Consider the following 22,465-nt stretch of genomic DNA (forward strand, 5'->3'; position numbering starts at 1 on the left):
TAAAACATGAAAAAAATCTTATTGTCCTTGGCTTTCTTAGCAGGAGTGAGCCTAACAGTTTCCGCCCAATTCAAGATTGGCGGCAAGACCATTAATACGAAAAAAGTGATTAATGCCGCGACTGATGTAGCGCATGCCGCTACTCTATCCGACGAGGATGTAGCCAAAATGGCAAAAGAGTACATCCAATGGATGGACACTCATAACGAGGTAGCGGGCCCGGATACGGAAATGGGACAACGCTTGGAACGCTTGACCGCCAATGTAAAAAAAGTTTCCGGCCTAGACTTAAACTTTAAAGTATATAATGTAGTAGATGTAAACGCTTTCGCCTGTGGAGACGGAAGTGTACGCGTATGTGGCGGATTGATGAAAATCATGGACGATGACGAGGTATTCGCCGTTATCGGTCATGAGATCGGGCACGTCGTTCATTCCGACTCTAAAGACGCCATGAAAAACGCTTACTTGACCTCCGCCGCTAAAAACGCCGCCGGAGCCGTAAGTGGAACCGTATCCAAGCTGACCGACTCTCAACTGGGAGACATGGCACAGGCATTGGCTGGCGCTCAATATTCCCAGAAACAAGAGTATGAGGCGGACGAATTCGGTTTCCAGTTTTGTATAGATTACGGGCGAGATCCGTACGGAATGTCTAACTCATTAAATAAATTGTTACAACTGAGTGAGTCGGAAGCTAAATCGTCCAAGTTTATGCAGATGTTCTCAAGCCATCCCGAGACTCAAAAACGTGCCGATCGGGTAAAAGAGAAGGCCGATGAGTACGTGAAAAGCAAGCAATAACTGTTAACGGTCCTTTAGCAGGACGGACTATTATTAAAATAAAGCTAACGTATCAAGGATTTACGCCACGAAATCATGCTGTACAACATAAAATACTATATATTTGCACCGTGTTTTTCATGGTATTAGATTTAAGGTTAGCAATGAAGATTGGTTGTCCGTGACGGATGACCATTTTTTTTTGCTTTGATAGTCAAAAAAACTTCTACCTTTGCAAAAGATCTATCTATTAAGAATCATGAAACACACACATAAATATTTAATTTTTGCCATATCCATATTTCTTGTCTCTTTGTTAACCCTAGGTTGCCAAGAAAAAGAAGAAAAGAAAATCGTGCTTATCCATTCTTTTGAGCAAAAGAAAGATACCTACCCGATTTTTAATGAAACACTGAAACGAACATTCGATAAACCGGACTCCATTGAACGCTATTGTCGGATTCTCGAATCTTATGAACACAGACATCGAGCTCAGTAAGGCAGAACGGGAAAACTTTACCGAGTTAATCAATACGAACAGCGATCTGTTATTGAACCTTATCAATGATATCTTAGATCTTTCCCGTATCGAATCGGGCCGTATGTCATTCTCTTTCCAGCAATATTCTCTAAATGAATTAATAAGCACGATTTACCAGACTTTCCAAGTTTTAATGCCGGAGAACGTAGAACTTCGTATGCAAATACCGGAAAAAAGCATATCCATTCCCACGGATAAGTTTCGGTTGACACAAGTGATTACCAACTTTCTTAGCAACGCTATTAAATTCACGCAAAAGGGATATATATTGATTGGTTATGAATACCGAGAGGAAGAGCGGCATGTACATATTTTCGTAGAAGATACCGGCATTGGTATCCCGAAAGAAAAGCAAGACGCCGTTTTCAATCGTTTCACGAAACTGGATGAATTCGCCAAAGGTACCGGCTTGGGACTATCCATTTGCAAAGTGATAGCCGAACGTTTCGATGGGTATATCGCCGTAGAGTCCGAAATAGGAAAAGGAAGCCGTTTTTCCATTATCCTTCCCCTTAACCCCAAACACACTGAAAGTGATTAATCACATTTATTCGCAATAATCCCGAAAATAATATTACTTTTGCTTTTGTATACAATTTTAAATTTCAGATCTGTGAGTACAAGAATAAAATTAAGGGTTCAAGGATTAGCGAACAGCCAAATTCAATCCGGGGCCTATGCGTTAATTTTGGCAGAGGAAAATGGTCCACGGCGAATTCCAATCATCGTAGGAACCGCTGAAGCACAGTCTATAGCGATCGCATTGGAGCATATCGTACCTCCTCGTCCATTAACACACGACTTATTCGCCACTTTTGCGCAAGCCTTCAACGTCATTCTTAAGGAAGTCTACATATACAAATTCGAAGATGGTGTGTTTTACTCAGAATTAGAGTTTAGCGACGGTGAGCGCTCGATAAAGCTGGACTCTCGCACTTCCGACGCGATTGCCATAGCGCTTCGGGTAAATTGCGACATCTTTACTTCCGAGGAGATTGTAAAGGAATGCGGTGTCGTACTGGAAGACACCCTGTCCATCCCCGCTGACGAACCGGAGGAGGATGACAATTTATTAGAATTAGAACCGGATGAGATTAAGGACGAAGCCCAGTTAAAGAAATGGTTAAGCCTATTGGATATCCAAGAAATAAACGAGCGATTGGAAGACGCTATAGCGGACGAAAATTACGAATACGCGAAAATGTATAAAGACGAGTTGCGCCGTCGAGAAGAAGAGGAGGACACAAACAAATGATTGGAGAACAAGGAGGATTCGGACTGGTCTCACTTTTAAGAGGTCTGCTTGGGATCATTACGATTTTAGGTATCGCCTATGCGATGAGTTATGATCGTAAACGGATCGATTGGAAATTAGTAGGTGGAGGTTTGTTCATGCAGATCGTATTCGCCTTGGCGGTTTTATATGTGCCGTTCGTCGGAAGCCTATTGGAAGGATGTGGCAAGATATTTGTTAAGTTGATGGACTTCACGGATGCCGGTCTTACTTTCTTATTAGGCCCGTATGCCTCTAAAGCGGCAGGATTCAGTTTCTTGCTTCATTCGCTACCGATTGTTATTTTCTTCTCCGCCTTGGTTTCCATGTTTTACCATTGGGGGATTATCCAGAAAGTAGTCGGTGCCTTTGCGTGGGTATTGCGTAAATTCATGAATATATCCGGCTCGGAGGGATTAGTGGCCGCCGGTAATATTTTTATGGGAATGACAGAATCTCCTGTGTTGATCAAGAATTACCTGCCGACAATGAATCGTTCGGAGATATTTTTGGTCATGGTATCCGGAATGGGTACGATCGCCGGTTCCGTAATGGGTACTTACATAGGTATGTTGGGAGGAACAGACCCGGCGGCGAAGGTTTTATTCGCCACTCACTTGCTCTCGGCTTCCGTAATGGCAGTACCGGGTTCAATCGTTTTAGCGAAAATGCTTTGTCCGCAGACGGAAGAAGCCACGGACCATGTAGCTATCTCCGGCAAGGAAAAAGAGAACTCGAATATTCTAGATGCCATCTCATCGGGTACGGTTACCGGCGTAAAGTTGATGACGAATATTGCCGCGATGTTATTGGTATTCATATCCCTTGTAGCGTTAGCGAATTATATTACGGAAGGTGTGATAGGGCGTTATACCGGACTGAATGACTGGATTGTAAAGATTACGGACGGTAAGGCGCAGGGCTTGACCTTCCAATTTATACTGGGCGTAATCACCTCTCCTTTCATGTGGTTGATCGGGGTTCCCAGCCAAGACATCATGTTAGTTGGTTCTTTATTGGGACAAAAGACCATATTGAACGAATTTGTCGCCTATTTCCAATTACAGCAATGGAAAGATGCCGGATTATTCATGTATGAGAAATCGATCTTGATGTCTACTTATATCCTTTGCGGATTCGCTAATATATCGTCTATCGGTATCTTATTAGGCGGATTGGGCGTATTAGCCCCGGAAAAACGAGGATTAATTTCACGTATCGGCGTACCGGCTATGATCGGCGGAGCCTTGGTCTCTGTGCTATCGGCTACTATAATTGGTATGATCCTTGGGTAATTGAAAATTGAGAATTGAGAATTGAAAATTAGATGGTCATGCAGATTTTTTATACACCAGATATAGCTATCAAGCCGGAATTACCGGAAGAAGAAGCAGGACATTGTATACGGGTACTTCGTCTAGGTGAAGGCGATGAGATAGTATTGACGGATGGGCAAGGCTCTTTTTATAAAGCGGCTATTAGCCGGGCGCATCCCAAACATTGTGAGGTGACCCTCTTAGAGAGTTGGAAACAACCCGATCTCTGGAACTTCAATCTCCATATAGCCATAGCTCCTACCAAAAACATGGACCGGATGGAGTGGTTCGTGGAGAAAGCGACGGAAATAGGGATCAATGCGATCACCTGTTTGAATTGTCGTTTCTCGGAGCGTAAAGAGATCAAGCCGATTCGATTGGAGAAGATATTGGTCAGTGCCATGAAGCAATCCCAGAAAGCGACTTTGCCGGCGTTAGAAGGAATGACAGATTTCAAGAAGTTTGTCGCCACTCCCTTTGATGGGCGTAAGTTTATCGCCCATTGCGAGGAAGGCGAGAAGCCACTATTAAAACATACGTATCAGCCGGGAGAGAATGCCTTAATCCTCATCGGACCGGAAGGTGATTTTAGCCCGGAAGAAATCAAACTGGCTCAAGAGAATGGCTTCGAGCCGATCTCTTTAGGAGAGAGCCGACTGCGTACGGAAACGGCCGCGCTAGTGGCTTGCCATACGATTCATGTGTTAAATCAATAGAATAATCCTATTTCCATTAAAAATACGTTAATCCTCATAAGGGTTATTAAGCAAATTGCTACATTTGTAATGATATTAACAAATCTAATCTAATAACAATTTAAGTAACATGAAAAAGTTGTTCAAATCATTCTTGATTCTTTCGGCCATAGCTATGGCTATCCCCTGTTTCGCTCAAACTCCGAATACATTGACTAAGAAGGAAAAAAAAGCTGGCTGGGAATTATTATTCAACGGAAAAGACTTCTCTGGATGGCGCCAATGTAACGGTACCGCTATGCCCGCGAACTGGGTTATAGAAGACAATGCCATGAAAGTATTTACCGGCGAAGGCAAAAAACCGGGACAAGGCGCTAATGGCGATATCCTTTACCAGAACAAGAAATTCAAAAACTTCGAGCTCTCGGTAGACTGGAAAGCGAGCAAGATGGGCAACTCCGGTATCTTCTATTATGTACGCGAAGTACCCGGCAAACCTATTTATTATGCGGCTCCCGAAGTACAGGTACTAGATAACGTGGACGCAACCGACAACAAATTAGCGAACCACCTAGCAGGTTCTCTATATGACATGCTTCCCGCAGATCCGAAAACAGTTAATCCTGCCGGCGAGTGGAATACGATCGTAATCCGTGTAAAAGATGGAAAGGTAACGCATACCCAAAATGGTAAGAAAGTTGTTGAGTATACTTTATGGAGCAAAGAGTGGGATGATTTGGTAGCTAACAGTAAATTCAAGAACTTCCCGGGCTTTACCGAAGGTATTTCTAAAGAAGGTTATATCGGTCTGCAAGATCATGGCTATCCGATCTGGTTCCGTAATATCAAGATCCGTGAACTAAAATAGTTCTTCGAATCTATCGTATATAAATAAAAAGCCCGGGATTCAGATAAATCACCGGGCCTTTTTATATCTGTTTAATAAGTAAGCCTAATTACTCCCACTCAATTGTCGCATTCGGTTTCGGAGACATATCGTAGCATACACGGTTCACGTTCTTCACCTCTTTCAAAATACGATCCGTAATCTTCATCAAGATAGGCCAATCAACCGGTTCGATCGTAGCGGTCATGGCATCTACCGTATTGACGGCACGGATAATCACGGGCCATTCGAAAGAACGGGCGTTATCACGTACGCCAACCGACTTAAAGTCGGGTACTACCGTAAAGTATTGCCATACCTTTTTATCCAATCCGGCGTTCTTGAACTCCTCCCGTAAGATCGCATCCGACTCACGTACCGCTTCCAGTCTGTCACGAGTGATAGCGCCCAAGCAACGTACGCCTAAACCAGGTCCGGGGAACGGCTGGCGATAAACCATATCATAAGGCAAACCTAACTCTACGCCACAAGCACGAACCTCGTCCTTGAATAATTGACGCAAAGGCTCAACCAACTCAAATTGCAAATCTTCCGGCAGACCGCCTACGTTATGATGGGATTTCACCATCTTAGCCGTCTTCGTTCCACTCTCCACGATATCCGGATAGATCGTTCCTTGAGCCAAGAAATCGATTCCATCTAATTTGCGAGCTTCTTCCTCAAATACACGGATAAACTCACCACCGATAATCTTACGCTTTTGCTCCGGATCTTCCACGTCAGCTAGCTTATTCAAGAAACGATCGGTAGCGTCTACATACACCAAATTGGCATTCAACTGGTTCTTGAAGACCTCAACGACATCCTCGGACTCGCCCTTACGCATCAAACCATGGTTCACATGCACGCAAACCAATTTATCGCCGATCGCTTTCAAAAGTAAAGCGGCTACTACAGAGCTATCGACACCTCCAGACAAGGCCAGCAGAACTTTCTTATCCCCTACCTGACGCTTTACCAATTCAATCTGGTCATTGACAAAATTCGTCATATTCCAGTTTGCCTCAGCCTTGCAAGTATCGAACACGAAAGACTTGACAGCGCCCTTGATCGCCTCGACATCATCCGTAAACTCCGGTAATTTAACCTCGCACAACGCCTTATCATGACCTGCGGCCATTACAGGAGTGCCCATCTCGTAAATACCCGGATTCACGTCGATAGCTACACCGTCGATAACATTGTTTGGGCCACCATTGATAATGATACCTTTCACGTTTGGCAAGGCTTTTAATTCCTCAACCGTGATGTCATGCGGATAAATCTCACTATAAACGCCTAACGCACGAATAGCACGAGCCAACACCGTATTCTCATGACTACCTAAATCCAAGATAACAATCATATCTTGCTTCATGTGACTTTTAAATTTTATTGATTTTACACTTTGTTATACCTAAGACAAATGTCACTCCCACTCGATGGTTGCAGGCGGCTTCGAGCTGATGTCGTACACGACTCTATTCACGCCTTTCACCTTATTGATAATCTCGTTGGAAACTTTGGCGAGGAACTCGTACGGAAGCTGCGCCCAATCGGCGGTCATAGCGTCCGTGGAAGTGACCGCACGTAAAGCTACCGTATTCTCATAGGTACGCTCATCGCCCATTACACCTACGGATTGAATCGGAAGTAAGATTACCCCAGCTTGCCAAATCTTATCGTAAAGTCCCCACTCACGCATCAATGACATATAGATATCGTCAGCGTCTTGCAGGATACGTACCTTTTCCGGCGTGATATCACCCAAGATACGGATACCCAATCCCGGTCCCGGGAACGGATGGCGCTTGATCAAATGCGGTTGCATACCCAACTCCATACCGACACGGCGAACCTCATCCTTGAAAAGAAGACGAAGCGGCTCGACGAGTTTCAAGTTCATCGTATCCGGAAGTCCGCCCACATTATGATGGCTCTTGATAACCGTACCTGTGATAGAAAGCGACTCGATCACATCCGGATAAATCGTACCTTGCCCCAGCCACTTGATATCTTTCAGCTTATGCGCCTCCTCATCGAAGACATCGATAAATCCTTTGCCGATGATCTTACGTTTCTTCTCCGGTTCCGTAACGCCCGCTAGTTCTTTATAGAACTTATCTTTTGCGTTTACGCCGATCACGTTCAATCCTAAATGCTCATAATCCCTCATTACGTTCTCGAACTCATTCTTGCGCAGCAAACCATGATCCACGAAAATGCAAGTCAAGTTCTTACCGATCGCCTTATTCAGCAATACGGCCGTAACAGATGAATCCACACCGCCGGAAAGAGCCAAGATCACCTTGTCATCTCCCAATTGCTCCTTCAACTCAGCTACGGTAGATTCGATAAAGGAAGCCGGTGTCCAATCCTTGGCGCATCCGCAAATATTCAAGAAGTTATCCAGCAACTTCGTACCGTCTGTCGAATGGAATACTTCCGGATGAAACTGAACGCCCCACGTTTGCTCACCTTCCACATGGTAAGCGGCAGCCCTCACGTCGTCCGTGCTGGCGATCACCTTGAAATTATCCGGCAATACGGTAATCGTATCCCCATGAGACATCCATATCTGTGAACCCACATGGATCCCTTTCAGTAATTCATCCTCACCATCAATGTGCGACAAATTAGCACGTCCATACTCACGTGAATTAGCCGGTTCCACATTACCTCCGGATGTATAAGCTAGAAACTGCGCTCCATAACAAATACCTAAGACGGGATACTTCCCCCGTATCTCGGTCAAATCAGCCTTAAAGGCATTCTCGTCGTATACGGAATAAGGACTTCCGGAAAGGATCACACCTTTCACGTCGGTAGCGTCATGCGGGAATTTGTTATAAGGAACGATCTCACAATACATATTCAACTCTCTGACCCTACGGCCGATAAGCTGGGTTGTCTGCGAGCCGAAATCAAGAATAATAAGTTTCTCGTGCATGCAATTATGATTATTTAATTGAGTGGCGCAAAGGTAGTAATAAATTCGGGAAGCATAAACACACTGGGCAAATATTCTTCCTTATCACGATACTTTTAAAGGATCTTCCTTTGTCCTATTACGCCTTTCCTCCTGAGACATTCATTATCCACCATCCGTTGCACGATCGTCCACCAACTGTTACATGATCATGCAACGGATGGTGGACGATCATGCAACAGCCATTAGAAGATGAATACCTCAAGAGGAAAACCACAAATCCCCCTAAGGATCCGGCCAAGGGAAGCCATGAAAACAGCGAACCGCCCGACAACCCGGCGAGAGTTACAAACGGACAAAACAAAAAAAGCCTTGAAGCGTTCATTACAAACAACTTCGAGGCTTTCCTCCGAGGTTCCTGGCGGATTCGAACCGCCGTACATGGTTTTGCAGACCACTGACTAAGCCACTCATCCAAGGAACCGAATCAATCAAAAATAAAAGTAATTTTCAATTCTTAATACTGAATTTTCAATTACCAAGAGGTTCCTGGCGGATTCGAACCGCCGTACACGGTTTTGCAGACCGCTGACTAAGCCACTCATCCAAGGAACCATAACTTCAACACAAAACAACTACTTTCGTTTTGCGAGTGCAAAGAAAGAGAATAATATTGGAATTACCAAACTTTTCCTTTCTTTTTTATTTTTCCCTCCGAATATTATAGAAGTAGAGAAAATGAGCTTACCTTTGCCTATCAAATAGATAAATAACGAAAAAATGACTTATACAGAAACTGTAATACCGGGCGTATGGATCATTGAGCCAAAGGTATTGAAAGATGCGCGCGGATACTTTATGGAAGCTTTTAAGCAAGCGGAATTCGAGGAGCATATCGGAAAAATCCAGTTCGTGCAAGACAACGAATCTTGCTCCTCTAAAGGCGTATTACGAGGATTACACTATCAGCTAGCGCCCTATTCTCAATCTAAATTAGTCAGGGTGATCAAAGGACGGGTATTGGATGTAGCCGTAGACGTACGTGAAGGCTCGCCCACATTCGGCAAATATGTAGCTGTAGAGTTATCGGACGAGAATAAACGCCAGTTATTTATTCCACAGGGATTCGCCCACGGATTCCATGTATTAAGTGACGAGGCTATCTTTACCTATAAAGTAGATAATCCATATACTCCGACGCATGAACGGGGAATCCGCTATGACGATCCCACGGTCCATGTAGATTGGAGCATCACAGATCCGGAATCGATCAACCTATCCGAGAAAGACACCAAGGCTCCATTGCTGAAAGACGCTGAGCTTAATTTCAAATACTAAACACTGTACAGATATGAAAACTTACCTAGTTACCGGTGCCGCCGGTTTTATCGGTGCCAATTTCATCAAACATATGCTGGCGAAATATGACGATATCAAGATCGTTGTCCTAGACTTGCTGACTTACGCAGGTAATTTAGGCACCATCGCCGAGGATATCGATGGAGTACGTTGCGAGTTCGTGAAAGGCGATATTTGCGACCGTGCCTTGGCCGACCAGCTATTCGAGAAATACAACTTCGATTATGTCGTGAACTTCGCCGCTGAAAGTCATGTAGACCGAAGCATCGAAAATCCCCAGCTATTCCTGCAAACCAACATCCTTGGTACACAAAACCTATTGGACGCCGCACGAAAAGCATGGGTTACCGGTAAGGCAGAGACTGGTTATCCGGTATGGCGTGAAGGTGTACGTTTCCATCAAGTCTCTACCGATGAGGTCTATGGAAGCCTAGGTGCCGAAGGGTATTTCCACGAGACCACGCCTTTAGATCCCCGAAGCCCATACAGCGCCTCCAAGACAAGCGCGGACTTATTCGTAAAGGCTTACCACGAGACGTATAAGATGCCGGTATCTATTACCCGTTGTTCCAACAACTACGGACCTTACCATTTCCCGGAAAAATTGATTCCTTTAATTATAAAGAACATATTGGAAGGTAAATCCCTACCTGTATATGGTGACGGCACAAACGTACGCGACTGGTTATATGTAGAGGATCATTGCAAGGCGATCGACGCCGTCATCCACCACGGACGTGTGGGAGAGGTTTACAACGTAGGCGGTCATAACGAGAAGCAGAACATCGAGATCGTAAAACTCACGATCCGGACGATCCATCAACTAATGACCGAACAACCGGAATATCGCCAAGTATTAAAGAAAAAAGAGATCGGTGCCGATGGAGAAATCTCTATCGACTGGATCAACGACAGCTTGATTACATTCGTAAAAGACCGTCTGGGCCATGATCAACGATACGCAATCGACCCGACGAAGATCACCAACGAATTAGGCTGGACACCAGAGACCTGCTTCGAGGTTGGTATCGTAAAAACCATCCGTTGGTATCTTGAGAACCAGAAATGGGTGGAGGATATCACCGGTGGAGATTACATGAAATATTACGAGCAAATGTATGGATCACGTTGATTCCTCAACGTGACCGTGTGTATGTGGATGAATCTCAGAGAGGCTGTTTCCTAATTCGGGAGCGGCCTCTCTTATTTGTTTCCGGATCGTCTCGCGTATCTCCTCACGCACATTCCTGCGGGTACTATCCAGTTCCGCTTGCTTGGTAGGTTTCAAGAAATCTTTATATTTACATTTCACTATCTTGAACTTGAAATCATCCAGATTCCCTTTTATATCGATACCCAGCTTAAACGGCACCGGCGATTTTAAAACCGAGAGATGGTAATCGAACGTCATATCCAAATTATGCGTTCCTCCTACGGCTACTTTATACCGGTCCATCTCCACCAAGAATGGGAATACCTCGATCTTGTTATCATGGATCGCTAAATCTACCGCTATACTATCAATCATATTCCGTTTTTTATTCTTGAACATCAGCGTCTTCGATATCTCGGTAAATGTCTCACCATCCAGCAGCACCATATTCTTTCCGCTCAGGTAGCAAGAGGCATTTACAGACGGCAGCAACACGGACATCGTAGAATCCGCCTTGCAAGTCGCCGTCATCTGGCAATCTACCATGCCTTCGAACGAACGAAGCATAGGGACCAATGTATCAATATCCGGGAATAAACTGATTAACCGTTCCACTAAAATATCATTTAAGGACAACTCAAATCCCATAGTCGCCTCTTGATCTGTTTTGGTCGTATAAACCATCGTCAGATCTCCAGAACCGATATTCGAGCTCATACATAAATCGCTCAGATTGATACTTTGATCCCGGATTACAACCTCACCTTTCACATCCTCCAACTTCAGATCCTTAAAATCTATTTTTTTAGCATTTGTATGAAGCGTCAGATCCAAGAATTTCGGAACGACAAATAGTTGAGAGATCGAATCCGTAGCGACACTATCCACGGTATTCGCTAATAGATGATCCGTCTCCAGTACGGAGATACTGTCTTCCGAGAAGGCCCCAACTGAATTGGATGCCAATTGATCTGAAAACTGCAAACCTTTACCTATAGCTAGCATCAACTGGTTACAATCGATCAGATCGGATTCCAACTCGAAATTCGCTTTCAGCTTTCCTCCCCGTAGCATGGCCCGCCGGATGTCGCTAAGCTCTCCGCTCAAAGTAAAATCGCTCTTTCCTAAATGCAGGCGGGCACCACTCAACGTCATATTGTTAGTATTGAATTTCACGCTTGTCTCATCAATATACATCGGAATGGGGAATAAGCGGCTAAAGCCCCTCAATTGCTTAAACCTCACTTGTCCCCGAGCCTCCCATTGGCGTAAGACACTGTTTGAGGAAGCGACCGAATCCACTTGCGACCGCTGTCTATTCGCCCTTCGGGTGGTCTGCGTGCGCCTGCGCAAGGTATCACCGGCGGCAATACGGCGTTCACGTTGTTGACGAATCGCTTGCCGATAAGGTAATGCTTCCAAAGAGAACTGGCTTTCCGTCAGAACCATACCCGTCCGTAAAGGGATAAGAATATATTTTAAGGTGTCCACCGAGATCGTAGCTCCCGCCATAGGGATCCGCTTATCTGTAGAAGAAGCCTTGATGCCCCCTTTCAACACGGTCTTACCGGCCACCATCCAGGTAGAATCCGGCAACTTGGTGCGTAAATGATCAAATTCCAACCCTGCGGTCATAGGGATAACAGCCGTTGTATCAATAACCGGCGTCGTATTGGCTACCATCTTCAATCCACCGATATTCGTACTGATCTCATCCTTATACTTTATATTCAAGGTATCCACCGATAGATTAGCGCTCAACAATCCTTTCGCATTCAGATATTTACTTTCATTTTCCGTAGATCCTACAAACAGATTCGCCCCAGCGATATACATATCCACGCCTAACGGCTTACTAAACGCCTTGAAGCGATCAACCGTCAAATTGCCGGATGATTTGACCTTGGCGAAGCGGCTATTCACGATATCATCCACCTTAAACACCGTAGATAAATCAGCCATCATGGTACCCTCCAGCAGCAGTGTGTCGGGATTCAAGAACTCTTTAGCCAAACGGGTAAAATCGACCTGCCCTTTCATCTCCGCCCGAATCGCGGGATTCCTCCAGATATCCCTAACCTCTCCACTCATGGTCAGCGAGGTATTCAACCCGATCAATGTCAGCTCCTCCAAAGAGACATAAGAAGAATCTGGGTAAGCGCCATTCAAATGTAAATCCATGTCCATGCGCAAGGTATCGATCCCCTGTTCAATACCTTTTACATGATAAGAACCATCCTCTATCTTGCAGCATAAGTTCACGGTCGGAACGATACTATCCCCTAATTCTCCACGGATATCCCCTTCCAAAATAATACGTCCCTCAGCAAGTGTTTTATCCCGATCCTTAAAATATTCATCCGGAATAAAATGTAAGAGATCATTCATATCGGAAACCTTCAACCCGAAAGTCATATCGATCCGTGACGGATTATCCTCGGTAGCCGGCACCATAAAGCCATCCGCCGTAAAAGGCAGATTATTCACCAGCAACTCCGCGTCCCTCAACCCAATCCGGCGAAGTCCATCAGCCAACAACAAACGTCCCTTGAAGCGTAACGCTAACTTATTCGCCAAAGAATAAGACGGGCTACGGAATACGATCGAGGAAGAACCGGTCTCCACATCCAACTTATTTCCTCGTTGGGTCAAAAGGCCATCTATATGTAAAAAGAAACCATCGATCGCCGTATATAAATCCTGCTGGCGGTCATCATAGACAAAGTGCCCATTCGTAATATGCACTTGCTGCAAATCTATTTTAGGCAATGGAGATGACGATGATTCGTCTACCGAATCCATCTCACTTTGATAAATCTCCCAATTCGCCTTTCCCTCCTCATTCACATAACCATAAAAACGGATACTATCCATGATAACCCGAGGAATCGTCACCTTCCCGCTAAACAGATAATCCGTAGGGTTAAATACGACGATCGCTTTTTTGAAAGACAACAAAGAATCCGAAGGAATCATCAAATCCTCCTGATAGCCTATAGAATCCTCAGCCAGATGTGAGATCAAACGTCCATTCGTCAACTTCACTCCCAGATAAGGATACGTCTCGAAATAAGTCAACTCCACCCGCTCACATTCCAAGTGCGCCTCTATGAATTCGTTTGTTTTTTCTACGACCAGCGGTGTCAGCTTCTCCGGAGGTAAGACCGCCCATTTCAGTATACCAACCCCGATCAAGGGAAGTATGAAAAAGATCCCGACCAACACAGACACAACAACCAGCAATATCTTTCTTATTCGTACCATACTCATTCCTTCATCTTATCACAAACAACACTAATTAAATTGTATGAGCAAAAATACGAAATACTATCCCAAAGACAACGCTTATCTCATAAAAAAAGGTCCCCCGCAATGAGAGACCTTCTTTTTGTATCTTATTTATTTTTCTACAATTTATTTATCCAGAACCTCGTATTTAGAATGCTGGCTCTTGAACTCAGGAACAATCTCCTTCATCCGCTTCACGATCTGCATATCCCCCTCCACGGCACAAGCATGTACCAAGGCATCAATCCGCAGATTGGCGTCAGCATAGTCATACGCACGGACTTGGGCGATCTTGATCTTCGGATGAAAAGTAGGCTTGGAGGTCTCCTCCTCATTGAGTACCTCCTCATACAACTTCTCCCCGTCTCGCAATCCCGTGAACCGGATCTCGATTCCCTTCACCCCGCTCAGACGGATCATACGCTCAGCCAGATCCACGATCCGTACAGGTTTACCCATATCGAACACGAAGATCTCTCCCCCATTACCCATCGTACCGGCCTCTAGGACCAGCTTACAAGCCTCCGGTATCAGCATGAAGAAACGAATGATATCCTTGTGCGTCACCGTAACCGGACCGCCCCGCTTGATCTGTTCCTTGAATAACGGGATCACGGAACCGTTCGATCCCAGCACATTACCGAAACGAGTCGTCACGAATTGCGTACGCCCCCTCACCTTCCCATCCTTGATAGCCTGATCCAAGCTCTGCACGTAGATCTCGCAAATACGTTTCGAGCAGCCCATCACGTTCGTGGGATTCACCGCCTTGTCAGTCGATACCATCACAAACTTCCTCGTGCCGTATTTCACCGACAAGTCTGCGATCACCCGGGTACCGTCCACGTTGTTACGGACACTCTCCTCCGGATTATCCTCCATCATAGGTACATGCTTGTAGGCCGCGGCATGAAACACGTAATCCGGACGATGCTCCTCGAACAGCTCCTCCATGCGTTCACGCACACAAATATCGCTCACAACCGTATAGGATTCTATATTCGACCACTGACGAGCCATCATCAAGCGGACATCGTGTAAGGGGGTCTCCGCCTGATCTATCAAGACCATACGTTCCGGGGCGAACTGGGCTACCTGCCGCACGATCTCGCTACCGATACTCCCGGCGGCTCCTGTTATCAGAATCCGCTTACCGGTAAGCTGCTTCCTCACAGCCTCCAAGTCTATCTCGATCTTATCACGGGGCAGTAAATCCTCTATATTCACCTCCCTCAGCTGGGTATGGCTCAAGTCGCTCTTCCCGTCCCACTCTTGGGCGGCAGGAGTCATATAGATCTTTATATTCGCCTTGATCAGCCTGTCCACCATCTCCTGATTATTCCGGATCGCCTCAACTTTCAATGGAGACACCAGCAAGACATCGGCTTGCAGCCTTCTCATCACACCAATCAAATCCTCGTTATTCGGATAAACCTTGACTCCCATTAAATACCGATTCCCAATCTCAGCCATGTCCGAGATAAATCCAGCCAGCACAAACCGGGCCGGATCCTGATTCTGGATACTCTTCGCCAAACTCACCCCACCTTGCTTCACGCCATAGATAAAGGCTCGTTCCGCCTTAGCCACACGAAAAGTACTTACATAAAAATATTTCACGAACACACGCATCATCCACATCAAGCTCATAGCCAACAACGCAGAGAGGATCAGATCCCGTTTACGGATATACACCAAATAAGGAGAAAAGTCCGTCAACGCCTGAAACACGACCACGCAAATCAAGCCAAACAAGACGGCGAATCCCACCTTTTGCAAGTCCACGAAAGAGGAATAACGTATAATCCCCGAATAGGTATGGAACAGGCGAAAGCCTACCAGATAAGGAATCAGGCATACCAATAGCGTGACCAGCAGGTGCCCCAAGATATCCAAGGTTGATAATACGCCATTATTCAAGGTATACACCAACAAGCCGGAAAATAAGATCAAGCAGCAATCCAGCAAGATAATACCCCAATAGGGTAAGGATTTCTTGGAAAAGTACCAGGTAGATAGTCGAGAAAAAGGATCCCTCATATCAATTCTTGTTTATATAGTTACACGAATAATCTATAGAATAAAAGCTCTTTTGGGCTATTCCGATACAATAGCTCTAAATGTTTGAAATATCAATCTTATATCGAAAGTAAAGGAATGTCTGGCAACATATTCCAGATTAATACGCAATTTATCTGGCATTATTACTTCAACATAATACTTATCTGGATCATTAACCCGTTCAAGAAGTTCATTCTCATTTCGATACCGAATAGAAGCCAAATCAGTAATGCCCGGCCTAACATCCAACACATGCATTTGTTCTTCCGTATACATATCAACATACTTACGAACTTCTGGACGAGGACCAACCAAACTCATATCCCCTTTAAACACATTAATCAATTGAGGAAATTCATCCAATTTGTATTTACGGATATAATAGCCGGACCGAGTAATCCGAGGATCATGTCCACCTACAGTAATAAGTCCTTTCTTATCTGAACCCACACGCATGCTACGGAATTTAAATAGCTGAAAATCCATATTATTACGCCCCACACGAACTTGCTTATAAAAGACTGGACCGATAGAATCACACTTAATCCAAATTGTCAAAATGATAAATAGAGGACTAAGCAAGATAAGCCCTATCCCGCTCGCAACAATATCAAATATACGTTTCAAATCGTTTGGGTTATTTTATTGGGAAATAATGTCAACAAAATTGGAAATCACATACTCCACATCCTCATCCGTAAGACTGGTGTGTAAAGGTAAAGTAATCTCATTATGGTATTGGTTATAAGCATTCGGATAATTTGCGATATCAAAGCCTAAATTTTTATAGGCCGTCATTATAGGTAAAGGCTTATAATGTACGTTACAAGCGATCCCACGTTCAGCCATTTGTTCTATCACAACATTTCGATATTCCACATCCTCACCAAGCAAACGTACAAGATACAAATGCCCACTCGAAGAATGGTCATCACCAAAATGATCCAAGACCTGCACATCACACCCCTTCAGTCCTTCATTATACCTCTCAATAATCTGACGACGACGATACAGCATTTCCGGATAACGCTTCAACTGCGCAAGGCCAATACCCGCCATCACATCCGTCATATTACACTTATAATACGGAGCCACAATATCATACTCCCATGCCCCCAACCTCGTTTTAGCAAACGCATCCTTGTTCTGCCCATGAAGGGAAAGCAATTGAAACTGTTTATAAAGAGACTCGTTGTCAACCCCATCATGATTTCTCCAAGTCAACGCACCTCCCTCTGCGGTCGTAAGGTTTTTCACGGCATGGAAGGAAAACGAAGTAAAATCAGCGATCTCGCCACACATCTTTCCATGCCATTTGGCACCAAAAGCATGAGCGGCATCCGCAAGTACGATAACCCGACCGTATGCCTTCTGGATATCGTTCGCTGGCGAAAACAAATGTTTCTTGCTCTCTACGGCAGCGAATATCTTATCATAATCACAAACCACACCGGCAAGATCAACAGGCAGAACCACCTTTGTCCTCTCCGTGATCGCATCTGCCAACTTATCATAATCCATCTCAAACGAATCAGGAGCGGTATCCACCATGACAACCTTTGCCCCCACATGACAAGTTACACTTGCGGTAGCGGTATACGTATAAGCGGGAGTAATCACCTCGTCTCCTTGTCCAACGCCCAAAACACGCAATATCAACTCCATACAAGCCGTAGCCGAATTCAAGCATACAGCTTGCTCCGTCTGACAACACAAGGCAATTAATCTCTCAAATTCTTTTGTCTTAGGCCCCGTAGTGATCCAACCGGAACGAAGAGCCTCTGCAACTTCATTGATCTCTGCCTCTGACATATCGGGAGGCGAAAAAGGTATCTTCTTCATAAAATACAACAACACTATAAAATAACACAAATAGTACCTAAACCTTTTGTTAGATATAATTTTATTCTCTTAACAACTTCTGAAATACCCACCCTCTTACACTGTTTGGCATCAACACTTTCACTGTGAAATGGACTGTCATATTAAATAAGTATCGAGGAAAACTGATGATTCTATGTTTATAACGCAACTTCTGTAAACCAGCTTCACTCCTGAAGTATTTCCAACCACCACGTCTAGCATACTGTCCTTCGCCCGAACGCATATATACAAGTACTCTATCTAAATTATTGAATTTGCATCCCACTAGATACATTCTCAACCACAAATAAGAATCTTCGTTTAAATACCAATCCTGATAGTTACCAGCTCGCAACACTTCCGACTTTCGGAACATCACCGCAGGATGATTAACTACATCGCGTTTCTTGATATATTGCATACATGTCTCACTACCTATGGGAACTGTACGTTTACCGATAACATTTTCAGGAGTACCAATAAAATCAACAATGTGCCCACTTGCAACACTCAACTCTAGATCTTTCTCAAACTGACAAAGTTGACATTCAAATCTGTCCGGAACAGATATATCATCTGCATCCATTCGTGCGACCAACTCATGCTTCACATGTTCCATACCATATTGCAAAGCCCTGCCGAGACCTTTATTCTCAACCTCCCAATGTACATAAACAGCCGGAATCTCCATTTCAAGTTGTTTGATAGTACTCGCCAGAGCATTAGGTACAGGTCCATCCACATAGACGAACACTTCATCCGGTTGTACCGTCTGCTTAATGGTCACACTCTCGATAGCTGTTCTAAAATCATCAGGGTTATCGTTCTTATAAACAGAAATAAGTACGCTAAATAGCTTGTTTTTCATTCTAAATAATAGAATACAAAAATTTTCTATGCTTCAATCATTAGGCAATTGAAACTTCAAAATAAAATGCCTCTCTCTTTTTTCTACTGGAGGCAATTGCATATAATCATGATAAAGATTTGTCAAATACCGATCATAGTCAGCAGGTATATAAACGATTTCTCCTTCAAACAAAGCCTCTTTTGGAGGAAAATATACAGAAGCATCAAATATTTCTCCATTATAATATTTTCTACCAGTAGGAATACCTAGAGGGTTACCATTCTTTGAAGAAGCCACAAAACGATCAAACCAATAAACCCATTTTGCATGTGGAATAATTCCGAAGAAAGATCCCATGATTTTCTTAATCTGATATCTTCTCTTTAACGATGAATCTAGAGATACAAATTCAGACAAAGACTTACTAGGATACTGCGCATACAAAACCATAATGGATATAAACTGGATTACATTGGCAACAAAACCTTTCATGGCTTGCATGAACTTAGACTGAGGTACTGAATCTAAAGCAAATACATCAATATATAAACCTTTAGGGAAGGGAGAGTTTTCATTGAAAAGTTCTATATTAAAGGAGTTCTTTCTATATATCTTCAAGAATACTGTTTTCGCATCAGCATCCTTATTAGGATAGTCAAACTCATATTTATCACCTAACCTCCCCTCCTTACACAATCGAATCAATCTTTCATAATCATCACGTCTCATCATTACGTCTAAATCATCATCCCAAGGTATAAAACCTTTATGTCGGACTGCTCCCAAACAACTTCCACCACTGAGCATTAATGTCAAGCCTTCTTTTTCACATAATTTCGCTACATCCCTGTATATATCCAACAAAGCTCGCTTCATGGCAGAAGACTCCGAAGATGTCATCTCATGTAAATAATTCGTTTTATGAGCTAACTCATTCATCAATTCACTATCAGATTTCATCTTTACGGTCTTTTTTTAACATCCACCACTTCTCCGGTCAGGGAAGAAAATATAGTATTCACCGACACAGACGCAACAACACTTGATTTCAACAAGGTATCCTCCGGTTCTATGCCAAAATTTCTCTCCCGCATAGGGGTCTTAGTCCGTTCCGGATTAATACAATTGATACGAATACCACTATCCTGCCACTCTTCACTCAACGCTTGTACAAAATTCACGATAGCGGCTTTAGAAGATGAATACAAGCTATATAATTGACGCCCCCTCGTATAAGAACTGGAAGTAAACAGCAGCAACGCCCCTTTGCTCATTTTTAAATACGGATAAGATTCCCTTGCTACAATAACAGCTCCAAGATAATTCACATGAATACTTTTACAAATCTCCTCATATGTCATTGTAGCCAATGGCTCCCGATTCAAGACTCCAGCCGTATTGACAACCGCATCTATACGTCCTTCCTTATCCATGACAGTTCTCAAAGCATCAGCCACTAGAGCAGGATCGGAGACATCCACTCCATTCTCTGAACGGCTGAAAGAATAGATATGCGCCCCGTACTGGCGACAAATATGGATAATATCAAGCCCAATCCCATAGCTTCCGCCAAAAACAACGATAACCGATGAAGGCAAAGCGGCTATAGTCTTAGGAGTTACCGTTTCATTCTGTTGAGCGATTGATTTTAGCTGAAACAATTTATCCAATAAAAACAGATCTTCTTTGTAAGTCAATTTCATATTAAACTGTTCACCCTTGACTACATACACGAATTCTTCCGGAAGATACTTGTAGACAACCCCACAATCATCTGTCGTTTGAAAACTAACATCCTTTAAAGCCAATTCATAAGCTCGTTTTATCGTAGAACGCTTAAAAGCTTGCGGAGTCTGTCCGTTACGCAAATACTCCCTAGCAGGTATTCCGGTAATATGGTCCGCCGCATCAATTTGAATGATCGTATCAGTCGTCTTGATTGCGACATCCACCGCATTATACGTTTTCAAGGCATTGATACAATCAGATATAATACGATCATTGACCAATGGGCGAACCGCATCGTGGAAAATCATATTCACCTCTTCCTCATAAGCATTAATCGCCGCTAAACTTGAATGGTAACGTTCCTTTCCTCCCTTGAGGATTTTCTTCATCTTGGAATATTCATTCTTCACCAAGATATTCTCTACCTCCTGCACATAATTAGGATTAGAAACCACAACGATCTCATCTATTAACGGATGATTTTGGAAAACATCTATCGTATGTTCAATCACTTTTTTCCCCGCTAACTTCAAGAACTGTTTAGGTGTCGCATCTCCTAAACGTTGACCGAAACCACCGGCCAAAACCACAGCTATATTTCTCATGATGTATAGAATATGAATCTTTAAGATATTAAACTTTGAGTCGCTTGTATTTTATCAAAAGAAGCAGAAAAATCACGAAGCGCATCTTTCTCAATATACCTATATTCTCTATTTAAAAGAATCTCAAGGCACTCCTCATCAGACTTAACAAGAAAACCAGTTCTACGATTCCGGATCGTTTCTTGCGTCCCCCCTTTCTTACGTCCGATCGCAGGAATACCACAAGCTTGAGCCTCTAAATAAACCAAAGGAAGACATTCATCATAATTAGACAGTAACCAAAAACAATCAGCCGCAGAATAATAATAACTCAACTCATCCCTATTCCTTCTTCCTAAAAAAATAACAGATGTATCTAACCCTTCTCTTTTAACCTCTTCCTTCAACGATTGCAAATAAGGGCCATCACCAATAATTACCCATATATATCGGTCATTTTTTTCTATCAAACGCTTATAAACAGATAACATCTCCGCAAGACCTTTCATCTTTTCTATCCTACTAACCGTAAGCAATATATCTTTATCAAAAGCGACTATTTGCTTCCTAAAATCGGAAGGAATTTCCCTAAATAGTTCTTTATCTATTCCTGTATAGATTACCTGAAATTTATTTGATATGGATTGAAAATCTCCGGCAGAGATTACTTTTTGTCTATGAAAATCACTGACCGAGACAATCTTTCTACAACTCATCAAACACTTCCTATGATAATGTTTCATCCTCAAAAACACGTTATAGAAAAGATTACTCTTCAGGTCTACATTTCTATAAACCCATTCAACCTCCACACCTTGTATGATAGGTACAGTTCTACTCAATTGTTCTTTTGAGAAATATTTTCCTGCTATAGCAGCCGAAGGACACTGATTCAACAAGATAAGATCAAAACCATCCAAATCCATATTTTTCAAGAACGTACCATAATTATACATCCAAAAATACTCACCATATTTATTGGGTATTTGAATATATGTAAATTTAGTACTTTGGATTGGATTCTTATATTCCTTCGATAATACAGTCACTTTATGACCCAAGTCTACCAAAAGATTTGCATAATCATAAGCAACAATGATTCCTCCATCTAAATCTGGAAGAAAAGCATGGGTTACAATCAAAATATTACACATAA

At 43.4% G+C, this 22,465-nt stretch carries 18 protein-coding genes and 2 tRNA genes; 8 read left to right on the forward strand and 12 right to left on the reverse strand.

Annotation, left to right across the window (positions count from 1 at the left end; all coding sequences use genetic code 11):
* Window positions 1-6: 6 nt before the first annotated feature.
* From BDI_RS09120 to BDI_RS09145, 6 genes are all read left to right on the forward strand, one after another.
* Window positions 7-804: a M48 family metallopeptidase gene (locus BDI_RS09120; RefSeq protein WP_005854995.1), complete on the forward strand. Its 798-nt coding sequence runs from the start codon at window positions 7-9 to the stop codon at window positions 802-804.
* Window positions 805-1,256: 452 nt separating this feature from the next.
* Window positions 1,257-1,865, forward strand: a complete 609-nt coding sequence (locus tag BDI_RS09125) for a sensor histidine kinase (RefSeq protein WP_011966600.1) — start codon at window positions 1,257-1,259, stop codon at window positions 1,863-1,865.
* Window positions 1,866-1,937: 72 nt separating this feature from the next.
* Window positions 1,938-2,579, forward strand: coding sequence for a bifunctional nuclease family protein (locus BDI_RS09130; RefSeq protein ID WP_005854990.1), 642 nt, complete (start codon window positions 1,938-1,940; stop codon window positions 2,577-2,579).
* Complete coding sequence (locus tag BDI_RS09135; RefSeq protein WP_005854986.1) at window positions 2,576-3,892, forward strand: NupC/NupG family nucleoside CNT transporter; 1,317 nt, start codon at window positions 2,576-2,578, stop codon at window positions 3,890-3,892. The genes BDI_RS09130 and BDI_RS09135 overlap by 4 nt, the downstream gene beginning before the upstream one ends.
* Window positions 3,893-3,930: 38 nt before the next feature.
* Entirely contained in the window at window positions 3,931-4,629 is a 699-nt protein-coding gene (locus BDI_RS09140; protein WP_005854983.1) for a 16S rRNA (uracil(1498)-N(3))-methyltransferase, read from the forward strand.
* 109 nt (window positions 4,630-4,738) lie between these two features.
* On the forward strand, window positions 4,739-5,476 hold the full coding sequence (locus BDI_RS09145; RefSeq protein ID WP_005854980.1) for a 3-keto-disaccharide hydrolase: 738 nt from the start codon (window positions 4,739-4,741) through the stop codon (window positions 5,474-5,476).
* Window positions 5,477-5,564: 88 nt separating this feature from the next.
* On the opposite strand, the gene guaA (BDI_RS09150) is transcribed toward BDI_RS09145, so the two are convergent.
* The 4 genes from guaA (BDI_RS09150) to BDI_RS09165 all read right to left on the reverse strand — a co-directional run bounded on the left by guaA (BDI_RS09150) (window position 5,565) and on the right by BDI_RS09165 (window position 9,038).
* Window positions 5,565-6,872 (reverse strand): glutamine-hydrolyzing GMP synthase, encoded by a 1,308-nt coding sequence (guaA, locus tag BDI_RS09150; RefSeq protein ID WP_005854978.1) that lies wholly within the window; start codon window positions 6,870-6,872, stop codon window positions 5,565-5,567.
* 51 nt (window positions 6,873-6,923) lie between these two features.
* Window positions 6,924-8,444, reverse strand: coding sequence for a glutamine-hydrolyzing GMP synthase (gene guaA, locus BDI_RS09155; RefSeq protein WP_005854975.1), 1,521 nt, complete (start codon window positions 8,442-8,444; stop codon window positions 6,924-6,926).
* A gap of 391 nt (window positions 8,445-8,835) precedes the next feature.
* A tRNA-Cys gene (locus BDI_RS09160) sits at window positions 8,836-8,907 on the reverse strand.
* Between the two features lie 59 nt (window positions 8,908-8,966).
* Window positions 8,967-9,038 (reverse strand) — tRNA-Cys (locus BDI_RS09165).
* Window positions 9,039-9,203: 165 nt separating this feature from the next.
* Between BDI_RS09165 and rfbC the strand changes: the two genes are divergently transcribed.
* Window positions 9,204-9,761 carry a dTDP-4-dehydrorhamnose 3,5-epimerase gene (gene rfbC / locus BDI_RS09170; protein WP_005865007.1) on the forward strand — a complete coding sequence of 186 codons (558 nt, stop codon included), beginning with the start codon at window positions 9,204-9,206 and terminating at the stop codon, window positions 9,759-9,761.
* Between the two features lie 13 nt (window positions 9,762-9,774).
* Window positions 9,775-10,914 (forward strand): dTDP-glucose 4,6-dehydratase, encoded by a 1,140-nt coding sequence (gene rfbB, locus BDI_RS09175; protein WP_005854971.1) that lies wholly within the window; start codon window positions 9,775-9,777, stop codon window positions 10,912-10,914.
* Here the strand turns inward: rfbB and BDI_RS09180 are convergent.
* From BDI_RS09180 to BDI_RS09215, 8 genes are all read right to left on the reverse strand, one after another.
* A complete protein-coding gene (locus BDI_RS09180; RefSeq protein WP_011966601.1) occupies window positions 10,906-14,205 on the reverse strand; it encodes an AsmA-like C-terminal region-containing protein in 3,300 nt (1,099 codons plus the stop codon). The two genes, rfbB and BDI_RS09180, sit on opposite strands and share 9 nt — an antisense overlap.
* Window positions 14,206-14,349: 144 nt before the next feature.
* On the reverse strand, window positions 14,350-16,263 hold the full coding sequence (locus BDI_RS09185) for a polysaccharide biosynthesis protein (RefSeq protein WP_011966602.1): 1,914 nt from the start codon (window positions 16,261-16,263) through the stop codon (window positions 14,350-14,352).
* Between the two features lie 57 nt (window positions 16,264-16,320).
* Window positions 16,321-16,911 (reverse strand): sugar transferase, encoded by a 591-nt coding sequence (locus tag BDI_RS09190; protein WP_011966603.1) that lies wholly within the window; start codon window positions 16,909-16,911, stop codon window positions 16,321-16,323.
* A gap of 15 nt (window positions 16,912-16,926) precedes the next feature.
* Window positions 16,927-18,126, reverse strand: a complete 1,200-nt coding sequence (locus BDI_RS09195) for a DegT/DnrJ/EryC1/StrS family aminotransferase (RefSeq protein ID WP_011966604.1) — start codon at window positions 18,124-18,126, stop codon at window positions 16,927-16,929.
* Between the two features lie 61 nt (window positions 18,127-18,187).
* Entirely contained in the window at window positions 18,188-19,015 is an 828-nt protein-coding gene (locus tag BDI_RS09200; protein ID WP_011966605.1) for a glycosyltransferase, read from the reverse strand.
* Window positions 19,016-19,048: 33 nt separating this feature from the next.
* A complete protein-coding gene (locus tag BDI_RS09205) occupies window positions 19,049-19,957 on the reverse strand; it encodes a LicD family protein (RefSeq protein WP_011966606.1) in 909 nt (302 codons plus the stop codon).
* A gap of 2 nt (window positions 19,958-19,959) precedes the next feature.
* Window positions 19,960-21,330 (reverse strand): bifunctional cytidylyltransferase/SDR family oxidoreductase, encoded by a 1,371-nt coding sequence (locus BDI_RS09210; RefSeq protein ID WP_011966607.1) that lies wholly within the window; start codon window positions 21,328-21,330, stop codon window positions 19,960-19,962.
* Window positions 21,331-21,350: 20 nt separating this feature from the next.
* Entirely contained in the window at window positions 21,351-22,463 is a 1,113-nt protein-coding gene (locus BDI_RS09215; protein WP_011966608.1) for a glycosyltransferase family 4 protein, read from the reverse strand.
* Window positions 22,464-22,465: the final 2 nt, after the last annotated feature.

This window comes from Parabacteroides distasonis ATCC 8503 (assembly GCF_000012845.1).
Taxonomy (GTDB): domain Bacteria; phylum Bacteroidota; class Bacteroidia; order Bacteroidales; family Tannerellaceae; genus Parabacteroides; species Parabacteroides distasonis.